General features: G+C 65.7%; 19 protein-coding genes. 8 read left to right on the top strand and 11 right to left on the bottom strand.

Annotation, left to right across the window (positions count from 1 at the left end):
* The coding region (locus IRT45_RS24285) for an AAA family ATPase (protein WP_194808205.1) at positions 1-664 on the top strand (664 nt) is incomplete at its 5' end.
* Positions 665-812: 148 nt separating this feature from the next.
* Positions 813-1,304, top strand: coding sequence for a Pycsar system effector family protein (locus IRT45_RS24290; protein WP_194808206.1), 492 nt, complete (start codon positions 813-815; stop codon positions 1,302-1,304).
* Between the two features lie 6 nt (positions 1,305-1,310).
* Here the strand turns inward: IRT45_RS24290 and IRT45_RS24295 are convergent, their stop codons facing one another.
* From IRT45_RS24295 to IRT45_RS24325, 7 genes are all read right to left on the bottom strand, one after another.
* Positions 1,311-1,868: a hypothetical protein gene (locus IRT45_RS24295; protein ID WP_194808207.1), complete on the bottom strand. Its 558-nt coding sequence runs from the start codon at positions 1,866-1,868 to the stop codon at positions 1,311-1,313.
* Positions 1,861-2,916: a hypothetical protein gene (locus IRT45_RS24300; RefSeq protein WP_194808208.1), complete on the bottom strand. Its 1,056-nt coding sequence runs from the start codon at positions 2,914-2,916 to the stop codon at positions 1,861-1,863. The genes IRT45_RS24295 and IRT45_RS24300 overlap by 8 nt, the downstream gene beginning before the upstream one ends.
* On the bottom strand, positions 2,913-4,427 hold the full coding sequence (locus tag IRT45_RS24305) for a hypothetical protein (RefSeq protein ID WP_194808209.1): 1,515 nt from the start codon (positions 4,425-4,427) through the stop codon (positions 2,913-2,915). Before IRT45_RS24305 ends, IRT45_RS24300 begins: the two co-directional genes overlap by 4 nt.
* 613 nt (positions 4,428-5,040) lie before the next feature.
* Positions 5,041-5,769, bottom strand: coding sequence for a hypothetical protein (locus IRT45_RS24310; protein ID WP_194808210.1), 729 nt, complete (start codon positions 5,767-5,769; stop codon positions 5,041-5,043).
* Positions 5,770-5,798: 29 nt separating this feature from the next.
* Positions 5,799-6,689 (bottom strand): Crp/Fnr family transcriptional regulator, encoded by an 891-nt coding sequence (locus tag IRT45_RS24315; RefSeq protein WP_194808211.1) that lies wholly within the window; start codon positions 6,687-6,689, stop codon positions 5,799-5,801.
* A 521-nt stretch (positions 6,690-7,210) separates the two neighbouring features.
* Positions 7,211-7,876: a response regulator transcription factor gene (locus IRT45_RS24320; RefSeq protein ID WP_309241133.1), complete on the bottom strand. Its 666-nt coding sequence runs from the start codon at positions 7,874-7,876 to the stop codon at positions 7,211-7,213.
* A 73-nt stretch (positions 7,877-7,949) separates the two neighbouring features.
* Complete coding sequence (locus IRT45_RS24325; protein WP_309241134.1) at positions 7,950-9,170, bottom strand: histidine kinase; 1,221 nt, start codon at positions 9,168-9,170, stop codon at positions 7,950-7,952.
* A 126-nt stretch (positions 9,171-9,296) separates the two neighbouring features.
* Between IRT45_RS24325 and IRT45_RS24330 the strand changes: the two genes are divergently transcribed.
* From IRT45_RS24330 to IRT45_RS24340, 3 genes are all read left to right on the top strand, one after another.
* Entirely contained in the window at positions 9,297-10,289 is a 993-nt protein-coding gene (locus tag IRT45_RS24330; RefSeq protein ID WP_194808212.1) for an ABC transporter ATP-binding protein, read from the top strand.
* Positions 10,286-11,134, top strand: coding sequence for an ABC transporter permease (locus IRT45_RS24335; protein ID WP_194808213.1), 849 nt, complete (start codon positions 10,286-10,288; stop codon positions 11,132-11,134). The genes IRT45_RS24330 and IRT45_RS24335 overlap by 4 nt, the downstream gene beginning before the upstream one ends.
* A gap of 109 nt (positions 11,135-11,243) precedes the next feature.
* Positions 11,244-11,687: an OsmC family peroxiredoxin gene (locus tag IRT45_RS24340; protein WP_039775731.1), complete on the top strand. Its 444-nt coding sequence runs from the start codon at positions 11,244-11,246 to the stop codon at positions 11,685-11,687.
* An 80-nt stretch (positions 11,688-11,767) separates the two neighbouring features.
* Here the strand turns inward: IRT45_RS24340 and mhuD are convergent, their stop codons facing one another.
* On the bottom strand, positions 11,768-12,082 hold the full coding sequence (gene mhuD, locus IRT45_RS24345; protein ID WP_036497507.1) for a mycobilin-forming heme oxygenase MhuD: 315 nt from the start codon (positions 12,080-12,082) through the stop codon (positions 11,768-11,770).
* 44 nt (positions 12,083-12,126) lie between these two features.
* On the opposite strand from mhuD, the gene IRT45_RS24350 reads away from it, so the two are divergent.
* The 3 genes from IRT45_RS24350 (at position 12,127) to IRT45_RS24360 (ending at position 15,241) form a co-directional block, all read left to right on the top strand.
* A complete protein-coding gene (locus tag IRT45_RS24350) occupies positions 12,127-12,870 on the top strand; it encodes an alpha/beta fold hydrolase (protein ID WP_194808214.1) in 744 nt (247 codons plus the stop codon).
* A 136-nt stretch (positions 12,871-13,006) separates the two neighbouring features.
* Positions 13,007-14,176, top strand: coding sequence for an acyl-CoA dehydrogenase family protein (locus IRT45_RS24355; RefSeq protein WP_194808215.1), 1,170 nt, complete (start codon positions 13,007-13,009; stop codon positions 14,174-14,176).
* Between the two features lie 234 nt (positions 14,177-14,410).
* The gene (locus IRT45_RS24360; protein WP_194808216.1) at positions 14,411-15,241 is read left to right on the top strand and encodes an enoyl-CoA hydratase/isomerase family protein; all 831 of its coding nucleotides are present in this window, start codon (positions 14,411-14,413) and stop codon (positions 15,239-15,241) included.
* 32 nt (positions 15,242-15,273) lie between these two features.
* Here IRT45_RS24360 and IRT45_RS24365 read toward each other — a convergent pair whose 3' ends face one another.
* From IRT45_RS24365 to cysS, 3 genes are all read right to left on the bottom strand, one after another.
* Positions 15,274-15,570, bottom strand: a complete 297-nt coding sequence (locus IRT45_RS24365; RefSeq protein WP_036497501.1) for a hypothetical protein — start codon at positions 15,568-15,570, stop codon at positions 15,274-15,276.
* Between the two features lie 75 nt (positions 15,571-15,645).
* Positions 15,646-16,614 carry a 23S rRNA (guanosine(2251)-2'-O)-methyltransferase RlmB gene (gene rlmB / locus IRT45_RS24370; protein WP_039775741.1) on the bottom strand — a complete coding sequence of 323 codons (969 nt, stop codon included), beginning with the start codon at positions 16,612-16,614 and terminating at the stop codon, positions 15,646-15,648.
* 61 nt (positions 16,615-16,675) lie between these two features.
* A complete protein-coding gene (cysS, locus tag IRT45_RS24375; RefSeq protein ID WP_194808217.1) occupies positions 16,676-18,061 on the bottom strand; it encodes a cysteine--tRNA ligase in 1,386 nt (461 codons plus the stop codon).
* Between the last annotated feature and the right edge of the window lie 37 nt (positions 18,062-18,098).

Consider the following 18,098-nt stretch of genomic DNA (forward strand, 5'->3'; position numbering starts at 1 on the left):
TCAGGAGATCTACAACACCCTGTTGCAGGTGCTCGAGGACGGCCGTCTCACCGACGGTCAGGGACGTACGGTCGACTTCAAGAACACCGTGCTGATCTTCACCTCGAACCTGGGTACCTCGGATATCTCGAAGGCCGTGGGTCTGGGCTTCGCTCAGTCCAACAACGAGGGCTCGAACTACGAGCGGATGAAGCTCAAGGTCAACGACGAGCTGAAGAAGCACTTCCGTCCGGAGTTCCTCAACCGTATCGACGACGTCATCGTCTTCCACCAGCTCACCAACGAGCAGATCGTGGAGATGGTGGATCTGATGATCAACCGCGTCGCGACCCAGCTGCGGAACAAGGATATGGAAATCGACCTCACCGAGAAGGCCAAGAGCCTGCTCGCCAAGCGCGGATTCGACCCGGTGCTCGGCGCTCGCCCGCTGCGCCGGACCATCCAGCGCGAGATCGAGGATCAGCTCTCGGAGAAGATCCTGTTCGGCGAACTCGGCCCCGGCCAGATCGTCGAGGTCGACGTCGAGAACTGGGACGGCGAGGGTGCCGGCGAGGACGCCAAGTTCACCTTCTCCGGTAAGGCCAAGCCCGCGAAGGCGGAGGCCGAACCGGTCGCGGCGCTGGCCGGCGCCGGTGACGCTGCTCCCGAGGCCTCGGGCGAGTAAGTAGTCCGTACGGATCGAAAGTGCCGGTCACCCCGCATATGGGGTGACCGGCACTTTCTATCAGGGCCGCAACCGAATCTGTTGTGAGACGGGTGATTGTGTGTCCTAGTACGCGGACTTCGGCGGCGGTCGATGTTTTGCTGGTCGCATGGAGATTCGCAGGAGAAGGCTTGGTGCCGCGGAAGATCTGGAGGCGGCACTGCATGCGGTTTCCGAATTCAACCGAACCATCACGGCTGCCGACACAAAGCTCGGATTGTTGCTGACCGCAAACGGATTCGCTTTGACGGGTCTGGTCAGTGCCGGGCGCACACCAACCGATCAGGCCACGGGCGTGATGGCTATCGTGCTGGAGGCTCTCCTGCTCATATGCATGTGTTACCTCGCGGCGGCGCTGCGGCCCACACTTAGTGAAGCCGGTCCTGGAAATTGGTTCAGTTTTCCCACTTTCCCGGCCGAAGGCGGTGAGCGGCCGGTGGTGTCGGTGCTGGCTGATCATGCCTGGCGGCAAGCCGCCGTACTTGCGGCGATTGCGCGGCGCAAGTATCGGCGGCTCGCGGTGGCATTGCGATGGAGTGCGCTCAGCCTGACGGCCTTTCTGGCCTGGTTCACGGTGGTACTGCTCGGTGCGCTGCGGTGACAATTCTCATCTATCCGCATGGACATCGGGCTGCTGTATCAGCAGAACCCATTGCCGCGCAGGCGATATGCACGGCTTCGAGTCGCCGGCGCAGGATACGCTGTTCCAGGACAGCAGTCCGACAACAAGCAGCAGGCCCGCAACCCAATGGCGATATTTGCCGACTCCGGCCAGTCGACGAAGCGCGGCATCAACCACAATCCGTAGGCCGTCGGCCAGCGCGAGTACGCCGTAGCCGTACGTATAGACGATTCGGCCCGGTCTGCGCCCGGATTTGATGAGCAGCCTGGTGATCAGCCATTCCGGTGCCAGTAGCACCGTAGAAGCTGCCGCCGCTACGAGGTCCGTCCGTTTGCACAGCCTATTACTCAACCTGGGGATCAGGATACCGACGACCACTGTGAGGATCCCGAACAGCACGATTGCTGCAATGACGAATTCGACTGTGGCGGCCCAAAATTCGGAAAATTCGAGGTCGAGTAGGAAATCGTCCAGCACTCCGATCGGACCGCCGAGCAGAGGGAGAGTCGTCAATGAACTTCCGGCGGTGAGACGGTCAAACATGGTCGTCCTCATCGTCCGGCTCGCTGACCACCTCCGCATCTTCCACGGACGCAGTCAGTTGCTGGGCATGCTTCACCGATGCAACGGCCCCCGGCGCATTCTGGTGCAGGCGGTCTGCAATGACCCCGGTTGTCTGCTGCAGGATGTCCTGAACGTCTCGGCGATTGACCAGGCGCTGCTCCAGCAGAGCGTTCAGCATTTCGGACGCGGCAGTGAAGTCCAGCTGTTTCTCACGCATGAACAGCTGGATAACCTCGTTCACATCTTCGCGGTTGGACGCGAGCCGCAGCGCAATCGCACCCAATTCGCCTGTCTGGAGGGCATCTGAGTAGAACTGCATCCGCAATTTCTCGAGGTCCAGCCGGTGCTGCTCCTCTAGTTTTGCGAGCTCTTGCCGGAAACTCTCCTGCTGCAGCGCCAATCTATGTTCGACCTCGGTTTCCCGGTGTCGCAGTGTGGCGGCGTGCTGTAGGCCATCATGCTCCGCTTCTCGCCGCTCTTTGCGGTGGATATCGTACGTGCGTTCCTGGATATGGCTTTGTGTGCTCGATTCAGGTGAGAGCTTCACTTTCCAGTCCAGCAGAACGATGCCGCACGGCAACTCAGTTGTGCGATCGGCGAATATGTTGAGGTGCTGTTCGGCCTCTGCGAAGCGGTTGACTTCGAATTTCCGGCTTATGCTGCGTAGCTGATGCTCGAGATACGGCCGATAAATGTATTCGCCATCGCGCAACTTGTCACGGACCGCCTGCACCGGATCACCGATCCGCCACGCCAGGTCGAGGTCGGCGACGAAATGGAAGACACCCTCCGCGGTTGGCAACTTTATGCGGGCACCGGCGTGATGCACCGACACATCCACCCAGTACACCCCTGTAGGTGGACTGTAGAAGACTTCCGATGCCGATGGCCTGCGGTCCATCAGCTGGAGTCGGCCCTGCCGATCTTCGGATACCGCTACCATCGGCCCATCGGTGGTGGGGCGGAAACGACGCCAAGCGCCACGGGACATTTCTTCGTAGCGCAGCAGTGGCCCATCTGTATTCATTGGAGTTCGTACCTCGTCTCGAGCATGGTGAGCAACTCATCCACTGCGTGTACCGGGCCGGCGGTTTCGTCGGCCCACAGCTTCAGGTGGTACTGCAGGATGTCCGGCTCCGGAATGGCATGATTCAGTTCGATCAGTAGTTTTCCGATTGGCTTGCGTAGATTCGGATCTCTCTCGGACATCCGGACCCAACGCCGGATCTCGTCGTAAGCCTCCGGCATATAAAACGGAGCTTGCGCCATCCGCGCGAAGATCGTGACGATGAGGCTGCGCAGGTGTGCCGATTCATCGGACAGCCATACCACCGCGGGCCAGGCGCGACTTCCGCGTGGCGTCTCGATGTGCACACTGGCACTGATTTCCAGCGCACAGTGGAATGCCGTGTCGCGCACTCGGCTTTTTCGCGACCCGGTCCATTCCGCCAACTCCTCGAGGACACGGCCGGTCAGCTCCGCGACGTTGAATAGCTGCAACACGCCGAAGCAAACACCGTCTCTGAGAGGGAGTTCGGTGCTAGCCGCAGCCTTGCGTAGCAATTGCAGTGCTCGATCCGGCATCGTCCGGCCGACGGTGCTGCCCAGCGCGGCTGCGGCGGTGATCCGCCGTGACAACGGTTGACGCGACCGCAGCCAAGCCGTAAGCATTCTCGTCACCAGCGGTGCGAGTTCGGGTTGCGTACCTGGAAACTGCAGAGCGCCGATTGCGGCGACTCGCTCATGTGGTGCGCCGCTGTCGGCCCACGGTTCGATCACGAGCTCGCGGGCGTATTCGAATTCGAAGATCGATAGCTTCCCTGCAGCAACCCCGGCACGTGCGCAGACGCGGATGTCGGGATCATCGCCCAGCTCCCGCAACCAGGATCGGACGAGGCGATGTGCGGCCGGATATTCCCGCCAGACATATTCCAGTACCCGACCGGGCACATGATCATCGATGAACTTCACTGCTTCCACCGCTATCCGGCCGTATCGAGTGTCTTCGACCGTCTGCTCGAGCTGCGCGTGCATCCGAGTCAGCAGGTCGGCGGTACGAAGTCCGAATACCGAGCGCACGTGCCGAGACTCGTCGGGTATCTCCTCCAGCTCGATCAGTGTCGCCAATCTGCGGCCGGCATCGGTGACGATGTGCAGAGGCATCCCGTTGAACACCGCCAGCGCGATAGCGAAAGCACGGGTCTCGGCGTCCAGATCGGAGTCGAACCACTGCCGGAAACGATCGTCGACCGATGAGGATCGCTGAGCAATGAGGTCGGAGATATCTATGCGTCCGGCAGCTACGTCGGCGAGTTGATCAGCCAGCAACGCGAGGTCACGTGTCGCTGGTCGGTGCTCTGTCACATGGGTCAACAGGTTCGACACGTCGTCGTGTTTCAGCACCTCGGGCTGGTCCTCGGACAGTCGCAGGCGCAGGTGTTTGCGCACTACCGAGGCGGCATTCGCCGGCTCACCGCCGTCGACCAGATACGGTGTCGCATCAGCGAAGAGTTCGGTATCGCTGTCGAGGACGACCACCATGCGGCAGTTGTGCCGGGCCAATGAACTGCTCAGCTGCTCGAGATGGAATTCACTGAGGGCGGCGGTCTGTTCGATCTCGAGCGAGTCGAGCAGATAGCCGGCGTTCGAGGTGAATTCGATGTCCAGGGACCGCAACCGCACGTCCGGATTCAGCTTGTGTACTTCCGAACTGCGCAGGTCGTCGAGTGCGCGCAGCGCGGCAGTCGTTCGTCCCCAGCCGCGCGGGGCCCGCAGGAGCAACAGCGGTTGAGTCCGCAGCCTGCGGCACACCAGGTCGTATACCGGGGGTGGGACGAAGGTGGCCTCGAGGTGTCGTAGGACATCGGCGGTTACTTGACCGCTGGGAAGGAACCGTCGTTCGGGCACGCCGGCGCCCGATCCCAGTACCGTTCCCGCAGTAGTGTTCCCGATGAATACGTTATTGGCGTTGACCGAGGATCCGCTCAGTACGGCGAACGCTTGCGATATGGCTCGGTCAGCTGTCAGCGATTCGCGCCGTCGGGACGAATCGCTCCGGTTCGCGTGACCGCTCTGATCGTCCGCGGGGCCGGTGGATTCGCGGTTCCGCGATTCCTCTGGAAGCGTTGCCTGGCTGTGAGTTTCACTCATATCACGCGCGCCAGCTGTTGTTGTTACCACCGACGATCATGTCGGCCCGAATGTTGCCGGTCAGTACATTGTTGGCATTGATCCCGCCCTGACCGGCGATCGGCGCCACGGTGGCGGCGCCGGCTTCGATCGTGGCGGGAGAGTCCGCGGTGTGGTCGGAAAGTGGTGGCTCCGGATATCCAGGCACCCGTACCCAGGCCCGGACTTCGGCGTCGCCAGTACTGATCATGGCATCGCGGAATCCGGCCGATGTCACGGTGTCTCGGTATTCGTGGCGGACAACTCCCTGGTAGACGTAATCGGAAACGACGACCACGCCGTGAGCGCGGGCCGCACGTGCGAGGGTCTGCTTCACCAACTTGGAGTTGTTCAGCCGGAAGGTCGCGGTGAGAGCTTCACCCGTCCAGCCGTGTTCGTCGCGATGGACGTAGCCTTCGTGGACGGCAAGGCGCACCCGCAACCAATCCGACAGATCCACCGTATTGTTGTGCTCGCGCACGCCGCCCAGAAATGCGGTGACGATCTGGTCGAGCACGTCGAGTACTGGCAGATCGAGGACGAGCATCGCTCCGTCTCCTCGGTCCTCCTGTACCACCACATCGGAGTTCGGAATCGCTTTGCTCAGCAGTTCGTACAGCGTCGCGCGCATAGCAACCAACTGGGGATTGCCCAGGGCACTGGAGTTTTCGACATCCACCACGAGAAATGAGCGGTGCTTGGGGTCGTTCATGAGTCCTCCCTGACAATGGTCCATCTTGTCTATAAGGAACGGCGAGGTTCGTCTGCGTCCGAATACACACTCGGAAGTCCCTCGGCGACTTCGGCGAGGACCTGCGGCCGCAGTAGCTCGATTCGCCGTCGGCCGGTCCGGACTGCGCCCAGGTCTCGCAGCCGCCTGAGCGTCTTGGCAACCGCTTCGCGGGATGCGCCCGCCGCATGCGCCAGTTCGGTTTGTGTGAGTGGCAGAGTGATGATCACCCGGTCCGCATCGGTCTGCCCGTAACGTCCGGCGTAGTCGAGCAGGAGGCGGGCGATTCGTTCTGTGACGGTGTAGGCGCCGTACTCCAGCCGTTGAGCGTCTGCCTCCCGCGCGCGGTTGACGATCATTCGCAGAAGACTGAACGCGGCCCTGCCGTTGTTCGTCAGGATCGCGCGAAAATCCGTGCCCGACAGCACCTTAGCGGTTACCGATGATAGTGCGACGACGGTCGCGGAACGCACCCTGGTGTCGATGGCCGAGAACTCACCCAGCAGATCACCCGGCCCCCTGATCGCCAACAAAACTTGTTTGCCGCTTGCTGTCGACGAAGTGACCTTGACTCGACCGATTTCGATCACCATGACGAAGTCCGACAGTTCCCCCTCGCGCATCAACACGGAGCCTGCAGCCCAACGCCGCCTTATCCCGGCCGCAAGCAGGGCCGTCCGGCAGTCGTTCGGAACTTCCTCGGAATCCAGCGTGCAATCCTCTCGTGAGTGGCGCTCGTTGTCCGCGAACGCGCTGAACGTGCCGATGGCGCATCCACGTCCGAACAGGAGTTTGCGCTGGTGGTGAAGGCACTGAACTCCCCCGGTAGATCGCAACCTAATACCCCGCCGCGGCAGCTTTCGTGCGTAGTGTACTGAGCAACAATGGATTTCGCCGCTCATTGACTCTGGCTGAAGCTTCGACACGGAGAACGCTTCCCATATCTGCCTTGTCCGCCGGAATCTGGTGGCTATGGCTGGTAATCGGGTGCATCATCTTCGGAAAGCGGCGAGAGGACGGAGGACCCGGCGCTTACGGATTCGCAGATCGAGGCCTTCATTACCGAGGGATACGTCCGGGGGTGAAGTGCATTCTCGCGGGAGACGGCGGCTGACACGCGAGAGATTCTCTGGCACGCTACAAGTTTCGATCCGGATGATGCCCGGACCTGGACGCATGACGTCTCCGATGTGAAAGGTGTTGGGAAGCTGAGGCTTCAGGGCGACGACCGACCGTGGTCACGATCGGCGAGGAATGCGGTGGTGGTGGGGGACAGGTAGGAAGTCATAACCTCAGCCTCCCGCGATCGCTACGCCGCGACATCGGTGCCGAGACCATAGTCGCCGTACGTCGCGGCGCGTATACGCGGGCGAGGAGCCCAGCGGGCGACAGCGTAGATCGGGCGGCGCCGGGCCCGGCCGGATTACTGCCAGCCGGGGCGGACCAGACCCGACTCGTAGGCCAGCACCACCAGCTGGGTGCGGTCGCGAGCATTGAGTTTCACCAGGATTCGGCTCACATGGGTGCGGGCGGTGGCGGGGCTCATGAACAAGCGCTGACCGATTTCGGCATTGGTCAGGCCCTCGGCGACCAGCGTCATCACCTGCCGTTCGCGGTCGGTGAGCTCGTCGAGGGTCGTCGCCGGCGCGGGTTTGGCGTGAGTGGCGAATTCGGCGACCAGACGACGGGTGACGCTGGGCGAGAGCAGCGCATCGCCGTCGGCCACCACCCGCACCGCCTTCACCAGATCCGCCGGCTCGGTGTGTTTGACCAGGAAGCCGGTGGCACCCGCCCGCATCGCTTCGAACACGTATTCGTCGAGTTCGAAGGTGGTCAGCACCACCACCTTCACCCCGGCGAGTTGTGAATCGGCGACGATCGCGCGGGTGGCGGACAAACCGTCGAGCACCGGCATGCGGATATCCATCAGCACCACATCCGGGTGGAGTTCGCGGGTCATGCTCAGCGCCTGTTCGCCGCTGTCGGCCTCGCCGACCACCGTGATCCCGTCCTGGGCGTCCAATAACGCGACAAATCCGGCGCGGACCAGGGCTTGGTCGTCGGCGACCAGGACGCGGATGTCGTTCACGAAACCTCCTGAACATCGAGGAATTCGATGGCAGTGGGCCGGGTGCGGGAAGCGGATGCGCCGGCATCCGCGCTCATCGTGGATCCCGCGGTTCGGCCGGGCGGGATCCTGCGCTCGACGGAATCGGCAATCGCGCTGCCACGCGAAACCGCCCGTCCGCGCGCGGCCCCGCGATCACGTCGCCGCCCAGGGCGTGGGCGCGTTCGATCATCCCTGGAATCCCGTTCCCGCCACCGGTTGTGGATGACTGTGCACCATTCGGGGACGGCTCGTTGTCCACAGTTATGCACAGCTCGTCCGGTGAATAGTTCACTGCGACAGTCGCTTCCGCTCCGGGTGCGTGCCGCAGCACATTGGTCAGCGATTCCTGCACGATGCGCGCCGCGGCCACATCGACAATCACCGGCAATCGCCGCGGCGTGCCGGAGACCCGCGTGTGCACCACCGTGCCGGCCGCGCGGGTCGGGGACAGCAATGATTCCAGATCGCCGATGCCGAACGCCGGGCTGGTCGGCGCCGCAATGGTCTCCGCACCGGCGCGAATCGAGCGCAGCAGGCTGTGCACCTCTTCCAGCGCATCCCGGCTGACATCCTTGATCGCCGACAGCGCGGTCGCGGCCTGTTCGGGTTTGCGGTCGAACAATTCCAGCGCGACCGACGACTGCACATTGATCAGCGACAGGCTGTGGGCCAGTACATCGTGCAGTTCGCGTGCGATGGCGAGGCGTTCGGAGGCAGCCCGCTGTTCGCGTTCGGCCAGTTCACGGCCGCGTTCGGCCTCCCGATTCCGCCGCGCCGCCTCGGCGCGCTGACGCCGCGCGATCAGCGCCGAACGCCGCTGCCGGATCCCTTCGGCGATCGCGATCAGCACCACCAGCCAGGCCAGGATCCCGGCGGCCGGCCAGCCCCCGGGGCCGTGGCCGCGCAGGGCGGGTACCGGCCACACCATCAGCAGATATCCCAGCGGCACCAGCGGATAGGTGGACCAGCGGGAGCCGCGCGAGGCCGCGGTCAGGAAGGCGATGACCAGCGAGACGAAGACCGGTCCGTAACCGTAGCCGACCAGCAGATAGACGACGGTGACCGCGAGTACGCCCACGAACACCGCCCGCGGATACTTCGCGCGCAGCGCCAACAGCAGCGGGCCGGCCACCAGCAGCGCGTAACCCAGCGCATCCAGTGGTCGCACGCCGGACTGATGCGCATTCGCCGCATGTCCGGCGCCCAGTTGGACGGCGGCCACGACGACGCTCAGCATCACATCCCGGGCGCCGGGCCGAGTACTCGACTGCACAGTTCGAACGGTAACCCCGCCGCGCCGCCCCGTGAGCCTCCGCGCCGCGAATTACGTCCAGATACGTACGCCGAGCCGGGCACGGGGACGGATGTGTCGCCGCAGGTCGAAGCGGATGGTCGAGATATGAACAGATCGAATGCGGATCCCGGTGGCGTGCTCCCCGGCACGGCCACCCAGACTCGGTCGAACGCCGCGGAGGTCGTGGTCACCGACGCGCTCACCAAGAAGTACGGCGACCAGACGGCTGTGGACGCGGTGTCCATGACGGTGCGGCGCGGCGAAATCTACGGATTTCTCGGTCCCAACGGCGCTGGTAAGACGACGACGCTGCGGATGCTCGTCGGGCTGATCGCGCCGACCTCCGGTATCGCGACGGTACTGGGCCGCAATCCGGGCGAATCGGAGTCGTTGCGACGCATCGGCGTTCTGATCGAAGGGCCCGGCTTCTATCCGTACCTGTCCGGCCGCGACAACCTGCGGGTGCTGGCCCGCTACCACCGGATCGAGCGCACCGCCGGCCTCCGGCGTCGCGACCGATTCGCCGAAGTGGACGAGATCCTGGCGCGGGTAGGTCTCGCCGACCGGGCCGACGACCGGTTCCGCACCTATTCGCTCGGCATGAAGCAGCGTCTCGGCGTCGGTGCGGCCCTGCTCGGCAGCCCCGACCTGCTCATCCTCGACGAGCCGACCAACGGCCTGGACCCGGCGGGCATGGCCGAAATGCGGGAACTGGTCACCGGTTTGGCCGCCGACGGGCACACCGTCGTGCTCTCCTCGCATCTGCTCGGCGAGGTGCAGGAAATCTGCGATCGGGTCGGTGTGATCTCCGGCGGGACGCTGCTCACCGAATCGACGGTGGGTGAACTGCGGGGCGCGGCAACGCTTCTGGTGCGCGCCGAGCCACTCGAGACGGCCTATCCGGCGGTGCGCCGGGTGGTGGGCGAACACCGTGCGACGCTGTCCGCCGCCGGCATCAGAGTCGATGCCGGTAGGGCAATGGCGCCCGAGGTGGCGCGCGCGGTGATCGCATCCGGCGCGGATCTGCTGGAGCTGCGCACGGACGAGAAGTCGCTGGAGGAAGTGTTTTTCGAGATGACGAGACAGGAGCACCCGTGAACGACGTACTGGCCTGCACCCGAGCCGAATTCGCGCGGCTGCGCAAGTGGCCCGCGTTCTGGATCGTGCTCGGTACCTGGCTCGCGCTGAATCTCGTCTTCGCCTATCTGTTCAACTATCTGGCCTACACCTCGGGCAGCAGTTCCCGGATGTCGAACGGGCAACCGCGCGAGGTGCTGTTGCAGTTGATGCTGCCCGCGGCCGTGCCGGAGGTGTTCACCCAGGGCATGGCGATGTTCGGCGGTGCGCTCATGCTGGTGCTCGGCGCGCTGGTGGTCGGCAGTGGATACGGCTGGGGCAGTTGGAAAACCGTCTTCACACAGGGGCCGTCGCACCGCGCGGTGGTCGGCGGCACCGTGCTGTCGCTGACGAGTGTGGTGGTGGGTTTGGTCGGTGCGGCGTTCGTGGTGGATGCCGGTGTGGCCGCGATGATCGGGGTCGCCGAGCACCAGGCCCTGACGCTGCCGACGGCCGCGCACACCCTGCTCGGCCTCGCGACCGGCGTGGTGATCCTCGGTATGTGGACGCTGGCCGGCGCCTTGATCGCGGCGATCGCGCGCGGTCCGGCGCTGGCGGTCGGGCTGGGACTGGTGTGGGTGCTGGTGGTGGAGAATCTGTTGCGCGGCGTCGCGTCGATCTTCTCGCCGATCCGGGCGATCACCGACCATCTGCCGGGGACCGCGGCGGGTTCGGCGGCCGGGGCCATGCGCAGTGTGGGCGGCGCCGCGACACCGGGCGTGCTGGATATCCTGTCGCGACCGGCGTCATTTCTCGTCCTGGCGGCGTATATCGTGGTATTCGCCTGCGCCACAGTGATACTGATGGTGCGTCGCGATATGGCGTGACCGCCTGCGCGGTGCCGCGCGGGAATCGTGCCGGACACCGGTGAGTCGAGCGCGCTCGGCGAGTAGGTTCGATCGCGACGGCTCATTCTCACTCGACGAAAGGACAGCGATGCCTACACGTAGCGCGCGTACCGCATGGACCGGTGGCTTGCAGGACGGATCCGGACAGGTCGACCTGGCCAGTTCCGGTGTCGGCAAATTCGACGTCTCGTTCCCGAAACGGACCGCCGATACCGCCGAGGGCACCACCAGCCCCGAGGAACTGATCGCGGCCGCGCATTCGTCCTGCTACGCGATGGCGCTGTCCGGTCAGATCGGCGCCGCCGGCGGCACCATCGAAAGCCTGGACGTGAATGCCGACGTGACGCTCGGCCCGGATCCCGCGGGCGGCTTCCGCATCTCGAAGATCGCGCTGACCGTGCGCGGCCGGGTCTCGGGCATCGACGCGAGCGGCTTCGAGCAGGCCGCCCAGACCGCCAAGGCCGGTTGCCCGGTCAGCAAGGCCCTCGCCGGCGTCGAGACGATCGAACTCGACGCCGCACTCGAAAGCTGAGCCGGCTCGGTACCCGGTACGGGTTGGTGACGTCGAACCTCGCCCGGTGGCCGGGGCCGGACCGCCGGGCGAGGTGACGACTACTGGGCCGGTTTGCCCGCGACGTCGAGGACGACCTCGAATTCCAGCAGCGAGGCGCCCGTGGCGACCGGTTGGCGGGCCTGTCCGGCGTGCGCCTCCTTGGCCGGGCCGTCCCGCCACGCGGCGAACGACTCTTCCGAATCCCACTGTGTCACAACGAAATACCGGTTGTCGCCGGCCACCGGGCGGAGCAACTGGAAGCCCAGGAAGCCGGGCGAGTTCTCCACCGCGTGCGCGCGATGCGCGAAGCGCTTCTCGAGTTCGGGTCCGGCTCCCTCGGGAACCTCGATCGCATTGATCTTCACAACAGCCATGAGCACAGGCTAATCCCACCGCGCGGCACGTATCGTCGGTGCCGATGTTGTACGACGAGGGCGGCACCGGGGTGCCGATTCTGCTGCTGCACGGATTGATGGGCAGCGCGCGGACCTGGGCCGGCCAGGTGCCGTGGCTGCGCGCATTCGGCCATGTCCACTCCTTCGACGCCGCCGGGCACGGGCGTCCGGCGCCGCCGGAGCTCACCACCGAGGCGTTCGTCGCCGACCTGGCCGCCGCGACCGCCGCGATCTCGGAGCCGATGGTGGTGATCGGGCATTCGATGGGCGGACTGCACGGGTGGATGTTCGCGGCCGCTCATCCCGAGCGGGTGCGGGCGCTGGTGGTCGAGGATATGGCGCCCGATTTCCGGGGGCGCACCGCCCAGCACTGGGCGGAGATGATCGAGGCGTGGCCGCAGCCGTTTCCCGATGCCGACGCGGTACTCGACTATTTCGGCCCGGTCGCCGGTCGCTACTTCCTCGAGTCGTTCACGCCCGCGCCGGACGGCTACCGGTTGCACGGGTCGGTCGCGACCTTCCGCGACATCTCCGAGGAGTGGGGCACTCGCGATTTCTGGGCCGAATGGGCCGCGGTGCGCGTGCCGACCCTGCTGATCGAGGGTGAATACACGATCACGCCGCCGGGGCAGATGCGGGAGATGGCGGCGGCGCGGCCGGGGGTGCGCCACGTCGTCGTCGGCGCCGCCGGACATCTCGTCCACGACGATCAACCCGATGTCTATCGCGCCGAAGTCGAACGATTTCTGCACGAAAATCTGGGTTGATCGGATCGTGTGGGTGCGCGAGCGGGCCAGCGCGGCGGCCTTCGGAAGCTGCGGTCCGGCAGCTGCGGGCAATCGCCTTCAGTCTCGGTCCGGAGGCGACGTATGCTCCTCTCAGGCCCCGACCAAAAGGTGAATCATGATTAACTTCTCGATACCCGCCGACCTCGCCGCCGAACGTGACCGCATCCGCCGGTTCGTCATCGACAAGATCGTCCCGTTCGAGCGCGACCCCCGCCTGACCGCGCACGGACCCGACGACGACCTGCGGCAGGAATTGGTCGAAGTGGCGCGGGCCGAGAAGCTGCTCACCATTCAGGCGCCCGAGGAACTCGGCGGTCGCGGGCTCACCCACATCGAGCAGGCCGTGCTGTACGAGGCGGCCGGGTGGTCCACCCTGGGACCGGTCGCGATGAACTGCGCCGCGCCCGACGAGGGCAATATGTTCCTGCTGTCCAAGGTCGCGAACCCGGAGCAGGTGAACCGTTACCTGATGCCGGTGATCGACGGCCACCAGCGATCGGTCTTCGCGATGACCGAACCCGGGGGCGCCGGATCGGATCCGGGACAGCTCGCCACCACCGCCACCTTCGACGGCGAGAACTTCACGATCAACGGCCGCAAATGGCTGATCACCGGGGCCGACGGGGCCAAGACCTGGATCGTCATGGCCAAACTCGAGGACAACGAGCACCTCCCCGCGGGCCCGACCCTGTTCCTCACCGAGGGGGACACGCCGGGCATCGTCATCGAGCGAACCATGAACACGATGGACCGCAACTACGTCGGCGGCCACGGCGTCGTTCGCTTCGAGAATCTGGTCCTGCCCAAGGAGTCGTTGCTGGGGGAGAGCGGTCAGGCCCTGCGCTACGCCCAGCTGCGCCTGGCCCCCGCCCGCCTCACCCACTGCATGCGCTGGCTCGGCGCCGCCGAACGGGCCCAGAGCATCGCCGTCGAACACGCCAAGACCCGCACCGCCTTCGGTAAGCCGATCGGCGAGCACGAGGGTGTGTCGTTCATGCTGGCCGACAACGAGATCGCCCTGCACCAGTGCCGCCTGACCATCTGGCACGCCTGCTGGCTGATGGACCAGGGCCACAAGGCGCGTCACGAGAGCTCGATGGCGAAATCCTATGTATCCGAGGAACTGTTCAAGGTCGCCGACCGCTGCGTCCAGGTCCTCGGCGGCATCGGCATCAGCGACGAAACCGTGGTCGAGATGATCTTCCGCGACATGCGCGCCTTCCGCCTCTACGACGGCCCCACCGAAGTCCACAAGTACGCGATCGGCCGCCAGATACTGCGGTAATTTTGGCCTCCGCTTCGCTCCGGCGGGGTCTCGGCCCCTTGGGCCTCGATTTTTCACTCCTCCGCTCAGTCGCTGCGCTCCCTCGCTCCGTCGCTCCAAAATCGAGGCGGGCCGAGACCACCAAGGTGAACGGCTCGCAGATGTGCGCTTCGGTTGATCCGCGACACCCGCTCGTGCGGATTGCGTGCAAGTAAGGTGGGCGGGAAAGATCACCCACACCTAGGATTGTGTCGCATGAGTTCGGAACTGCAGGTCGATGTGTCCGCCGGGGTCGCCGTACTCACGCTCAATCGTCCCGCGCAGCAGAACGCCATGACGCCCGCGATGGCGGCGGAGCTCGGGACCGCGCTGCGGCGCTGCGATACCGAGGACGCGATTCGCGCGGTGGTGATCACCGGGACTCCGCCCGCGTTCTGCGCGGGCGCCGATCTGTCCGCCCGTGTCGGTGATGTGCGCGGCACGATCGATCCGCCGCCGTGGCAGATCCGCAAGCCGGTGATCGCGGCCGTGAACGGGCATGCCGTGGGTATCGGGCTGTCGCTGGCCCTGCAGTGCGATCTGCGATACATGGCGACCGACGCCGTATACGGCCTGAACCAGGTGCGTCGCGGCGCGATGGCCGACGGTTACGCGCACTGGACACTGCCGCGTCTGGCGGGGATGGCCAATGCGGCCGACATCATGCTGACCGGCCGCACGTTCGACGGTGAGGAAGCGCGCCAGATGGGCGTGGCCAACAGCAGTCTGCCGGCCGGCGAGGTGTTGCCGACCGCCCTGGCCGTGGCCCACGACCTGGCGGCCGGTTCGGCGCCGCTGCCGACGGCAATGACCAAGCGGCTGCTCTGGGAGGGCCTCGGGATGAGCCCCGAGGCGGTCGGCCGGCTGGAATCCGAACTGCACGGCTTCGTCGGCAAGAGCGTGGACGCGGCCGAGGGGATGGCGGCGTTCCGCGACCGCCGCCAGCCGCAGTGGAAGGGCAGTATCAGCGCCGAATGGCCCGCGGGCGAGTTGTCGTCGCCGGGCGAACGCCCGGGGCTCGACGGCACCGCCGAGGAACCGGCCTAGCCAAAGCCGAGGAACCGGCCTCGCGAACCCGGTCAGCGCCCGCCGATGAGCATCATCAGAAAGACGCACGCGTACAACACCATCAGTACGGTGCCGACGATGCCGACCACATAGCCGACCACCACCTGCGAGCGGCCGCCGATGGTGCCGCCGGACATCTCGATCTGGTCGAGCGCCCGCTTGCCCATCACCCACGCCACCGGACCCAGTGCGCCGCAACACAATAGGCTCAGCACACCGAGGATCAGCACCGTCGTCGCATGGGGGTGTTCGACCGGATTGCCGGTCGGCGGCTCAGGCAGCGATCCCCAGTAGTCGGGTTGATTCATGGCCACCGTACGAGTTTACGGCGTCGCGACCCGAAAAGCTTGGTAGACGGGCAGCTTGGGAGTTTCCGGCCCTGCTCAGCGGCGTTGCCGGGCGATGTCCGAGAGCACGACGCCCGCCGCCACCGAGGCGTTGAGCGACTCCACCGGCCCCGCCATCGGGATGCTGATGATGGTGTCGCAGGTTTCGCGGACCAGGCGCGACAGGCCCTTGCCCTCCGAGCCGACGACCACGACGGTCGGTGTGGTGCCGTCGAAGTCGTCGAGGACGGTGTCGCCGCCGGCGTCGAGGCCCACCACCTGCAGACCGGCTTTGGCCCAATCCTTCAGTGTGCGAGTCAGATTGGTCGCGCGGGCCACCGGCAGCCGGGCCGCGGCGCCGGCGCTGGTGCGCCAGGCGACCGCCGTGACACTCGCGCTGCGGCGCTGCGGAATCACCACGCCGTGGCCACCGAACGCGGCGACGGAACGGATCACCGCGCCCAGGTTGCGGGGATCGGAGATGTTGTCCAGCGCCACCAGCAGCGGCGCGGTCCCGGACGCGCGCGCACTGTCCAGCAGGTCCTCCGGATGGGCGTAACGATACGGCGGCACCTGCAGGGCCATGCCCTGATGTAAACCGTTGGCGCTCATCCGATCCAGATCGGTGCGCGACACCTCCAGGATGGAGATTCCGGCGTCGGCGGCGCGCTGCACGGATTCGGTCAGGCGGTCGTCGTTCTCGGTGCCCAGCGCGACGTACAGCGCGGTGGCCGGAACCTCCGCGCGCAGACACTCCACCACCGGGTTGCGGCCTAGCACCAACTCCGGCCCGTCGTCGCCCTTGCGGGTGCCGGGCCGGGCGCGGTTCTGTCCCTGCGTCGCCTTGGCCGCTTTCGCCGCCACCGCAGCGCGTTTCGCGGCGGGGTGGTTCTTGCGCATGGTGGCGGGCGGGGTGGCGCCGCGGCCCTCGAGCCCGCGGCGGCGCTTCCCGCCACTGCCGACGACGGCGCCCTTCTTGGTGCCGCCCTTGCGGATCGCACCCCGTCGCTGCGAATTTCCTGCCATCAGTATGCCTTTCGTGTCGGTCGCGACACCCGCACCCGATCAGCAGGCTTCGCCGGTTGAATCATTTGGCCAGCGACCAATCCGAGCCGCCGGCAGTGTCGACGACTTCGATTCCGGCCGCACCGAGCCGATCGCGCACGGCGTCGGCGGTGGCCCAATCCTTTTCGCTGCGGGCCTGCTGGCGGCGCTCGAGTTCGGCCCGCACCAGGACGTCGAGTGCGGATTCGGCCGCCGAGGTGTCCTTCGGGCCGGCCCAGTGCGGATCCAGCGGATCGACGCCCAGGATCCCGAGCATCGCCCGCACCTGTCCGGCGGCCTCGCGCGCCGATTCGCCCGCGCCCGCTTCCAGCGCCCGATTGCCCTCGTGCACCACGCGATGAATCTCGGCCAGTGCCTTCGGGATCGCGAGATTGTCGTCCAGCGCCTCGGCGAAGGCGTCGGTCCATTTCCCGACCGCGACCTCACCGACCCGCTCGACGGTGCGCTGCACGAAGGCCTCGAGTCGCTGATAGGTCTGCGCGGCATCGCGCAGCGCCTGCTCGGAATATTCGAGCATCGACGCGTAATGCGCACTGCCCAAATAGAACCGCAATTCCACGGGGCGCACCTGGGTGAGAATATTCGGCACCGAGAGCGTGTTGCCGAGCGATTTCGACATCTTCTCGCCGCCGAGCGTCACCCACCCGTTGTGCAGCCAATACTGTGCGAATCCGTCTCCGGCGCCACGGGATTGGGCGATTTCGTTCTCGTGGTGTGGGAAAACCAGATCCATACCGCCGCAGTGGATATCGAATTCGGGACCGAGGTAGAACTCGGCCATCGCCGAGCATTCCAGATGCCAGCCCGGGCGCCCGGGTCCCCACGGCGACGGCCAGGTCGGCTCGCCCGGTTTGGCGGCCTTCCACAGCGTGAAATCGCGCGGATCGCGTTTACCCTCGCCGGCGCTCTCGCCCTGTTGCACATCCTCGAGTTTGTGCCCGGAGAGCGCACCGTATTCCGGATAACTGCGCACATCGAAATACACGTTGCCGCTCGACGCGTAGGCATGCCCGCGATCGATGAGCCGCTGCATCATCTCGACCATCTGGGTGATGTGCCCGGTGGCCCGCGGTTCCACCGACGGCGGCAGCACCCCGAGTGCCTCGTAGGCGCGGTCGAAGGCGCGCTCGTGGGTCGTGGCCCATTCCCACCAGGGTCGGCCCGCGGCGGCGGCCTTGGCGAGGATCTTGTCGTCGATATCGGTGACATTTCGCACGAAGGCCACGTCGTAGCCGTTCGCGGTGAGCCAGCGGCGCAGCACGTCGAAGGCGACGCCGCTGCGGACGTGCCCGATATGAGGTTCGCCCTGCACAGTGGCGCCACACAGGTACACCGACGCACGTCCAGGGACCAGCGGGGTGAAATCCCGCAGGGTCCGCGTCGCGGTGTCGAACAGGCGCAGAGTCACGACCAGCCATCCTAAGGCTTGTTGAACAACGGTATGG

The sequence above is a fragment of the Nocardia sp. BSTN01 genome (genome assembly GCF_015354405.1).
In the GTDB taxonomy this organism is placed as follows: Bacteria; Actinomycetota; Actinomycetes; order Mycobacteriales; family Mycobacteriaceae; genus Nocardia.

Bases quoted from the DNA above. Each gene is read 5' to 3' on its own strand.
- IRT45_RS24315 (WP_194808211.1), bottom strand. From the start codon at position 6,689: ATGAGCGGCGAAATCCATTGTTGCTCAGTACACTACGCACGAAAGCTG.
- IRT45_RS24355 (WP_194808215.1), top strand. From the start codon at position 13,007: ATGATTAACTTCTCGATACCCGCCGACCTCGCCGCCGAACGTGACCGC.
- IRT45_RS24295 (WP_194808207.1), bottom strand. From the start codon at position 1,868: ATGTTTGACCGTCTCACCGCCGGAAGTTCATTGACGACTCTCCCTCTG.
- IRT45_RS24360 (WP_194808216.1), top strand. From the start codon at position 14,411: ATGAGTTCGGAACTGCAGGTCGATGTGTCCGCCGGGGTCGCCGTACTC.
- IRT45_RS24365 (WP_036497501.1), bottom strand. From the start codon at position 15,570: ATGAATCAACCCGACTACTGGGGATCGCTGCCTGAGCCGCCGACCGGC.
- IRT45_RS24310 (WP_194808210.1), bottom strand. From the start codon at position 5,769: ATGAACGACCCCAAGCACCGCTCATTTCTCGTGGTGGATGTCGAAAAC.
- IRT45_RS24340 (WP_039775731.1), top strand. From the start codon at position 11,244: ATGCCTACACGTAGCGCGCGTACCGCATGGACCGGTGGCTTGCAGGAC.
- rlmB (WP_039775741.1), bottom strand. From the start codon at position 16,614: ATGGCAGGAAATTCGCAGCGACGGGGTGCGATCCGCAAGGGCGGCACC.
- IRT45_RS24350 (WP_194808214.1), top strand. From the start codon at position 12,127: ATGTTGTACGACGAGGGCGGCACCGGGGTGCCGATTCTGCTGCTGCAC.
- IRT45_RS24330 (WP_194808212.1), top strand. From the start codon at position 9,297: ATGAACAGATCGAATGCGGATCCCGGTGGCGTGCTCCCCGGCACGGCC.
- mhuD (WP_036497507.1), bottom strand. From the start codon at position 12,082: ATGGCTGTTGTGAAGATCAATGCGATCGAGGTTCCCGAGGGAGCCGGA.
- IRT45_RS24300 (WP_194808208.1), bottom strand. From the start codon at position 2,916: ATGAATACAGATGGGCCACTGCTGCGCTACGAAGAAATGTCCCGTGGC.
- IRT45_RS24290 (WP_194808206.1), top strand. From the start codon at position 813: ATGGAGATTCGCAGGAGAAGGCTTGGTGCCGCGGAAGATCTGGAGGCG.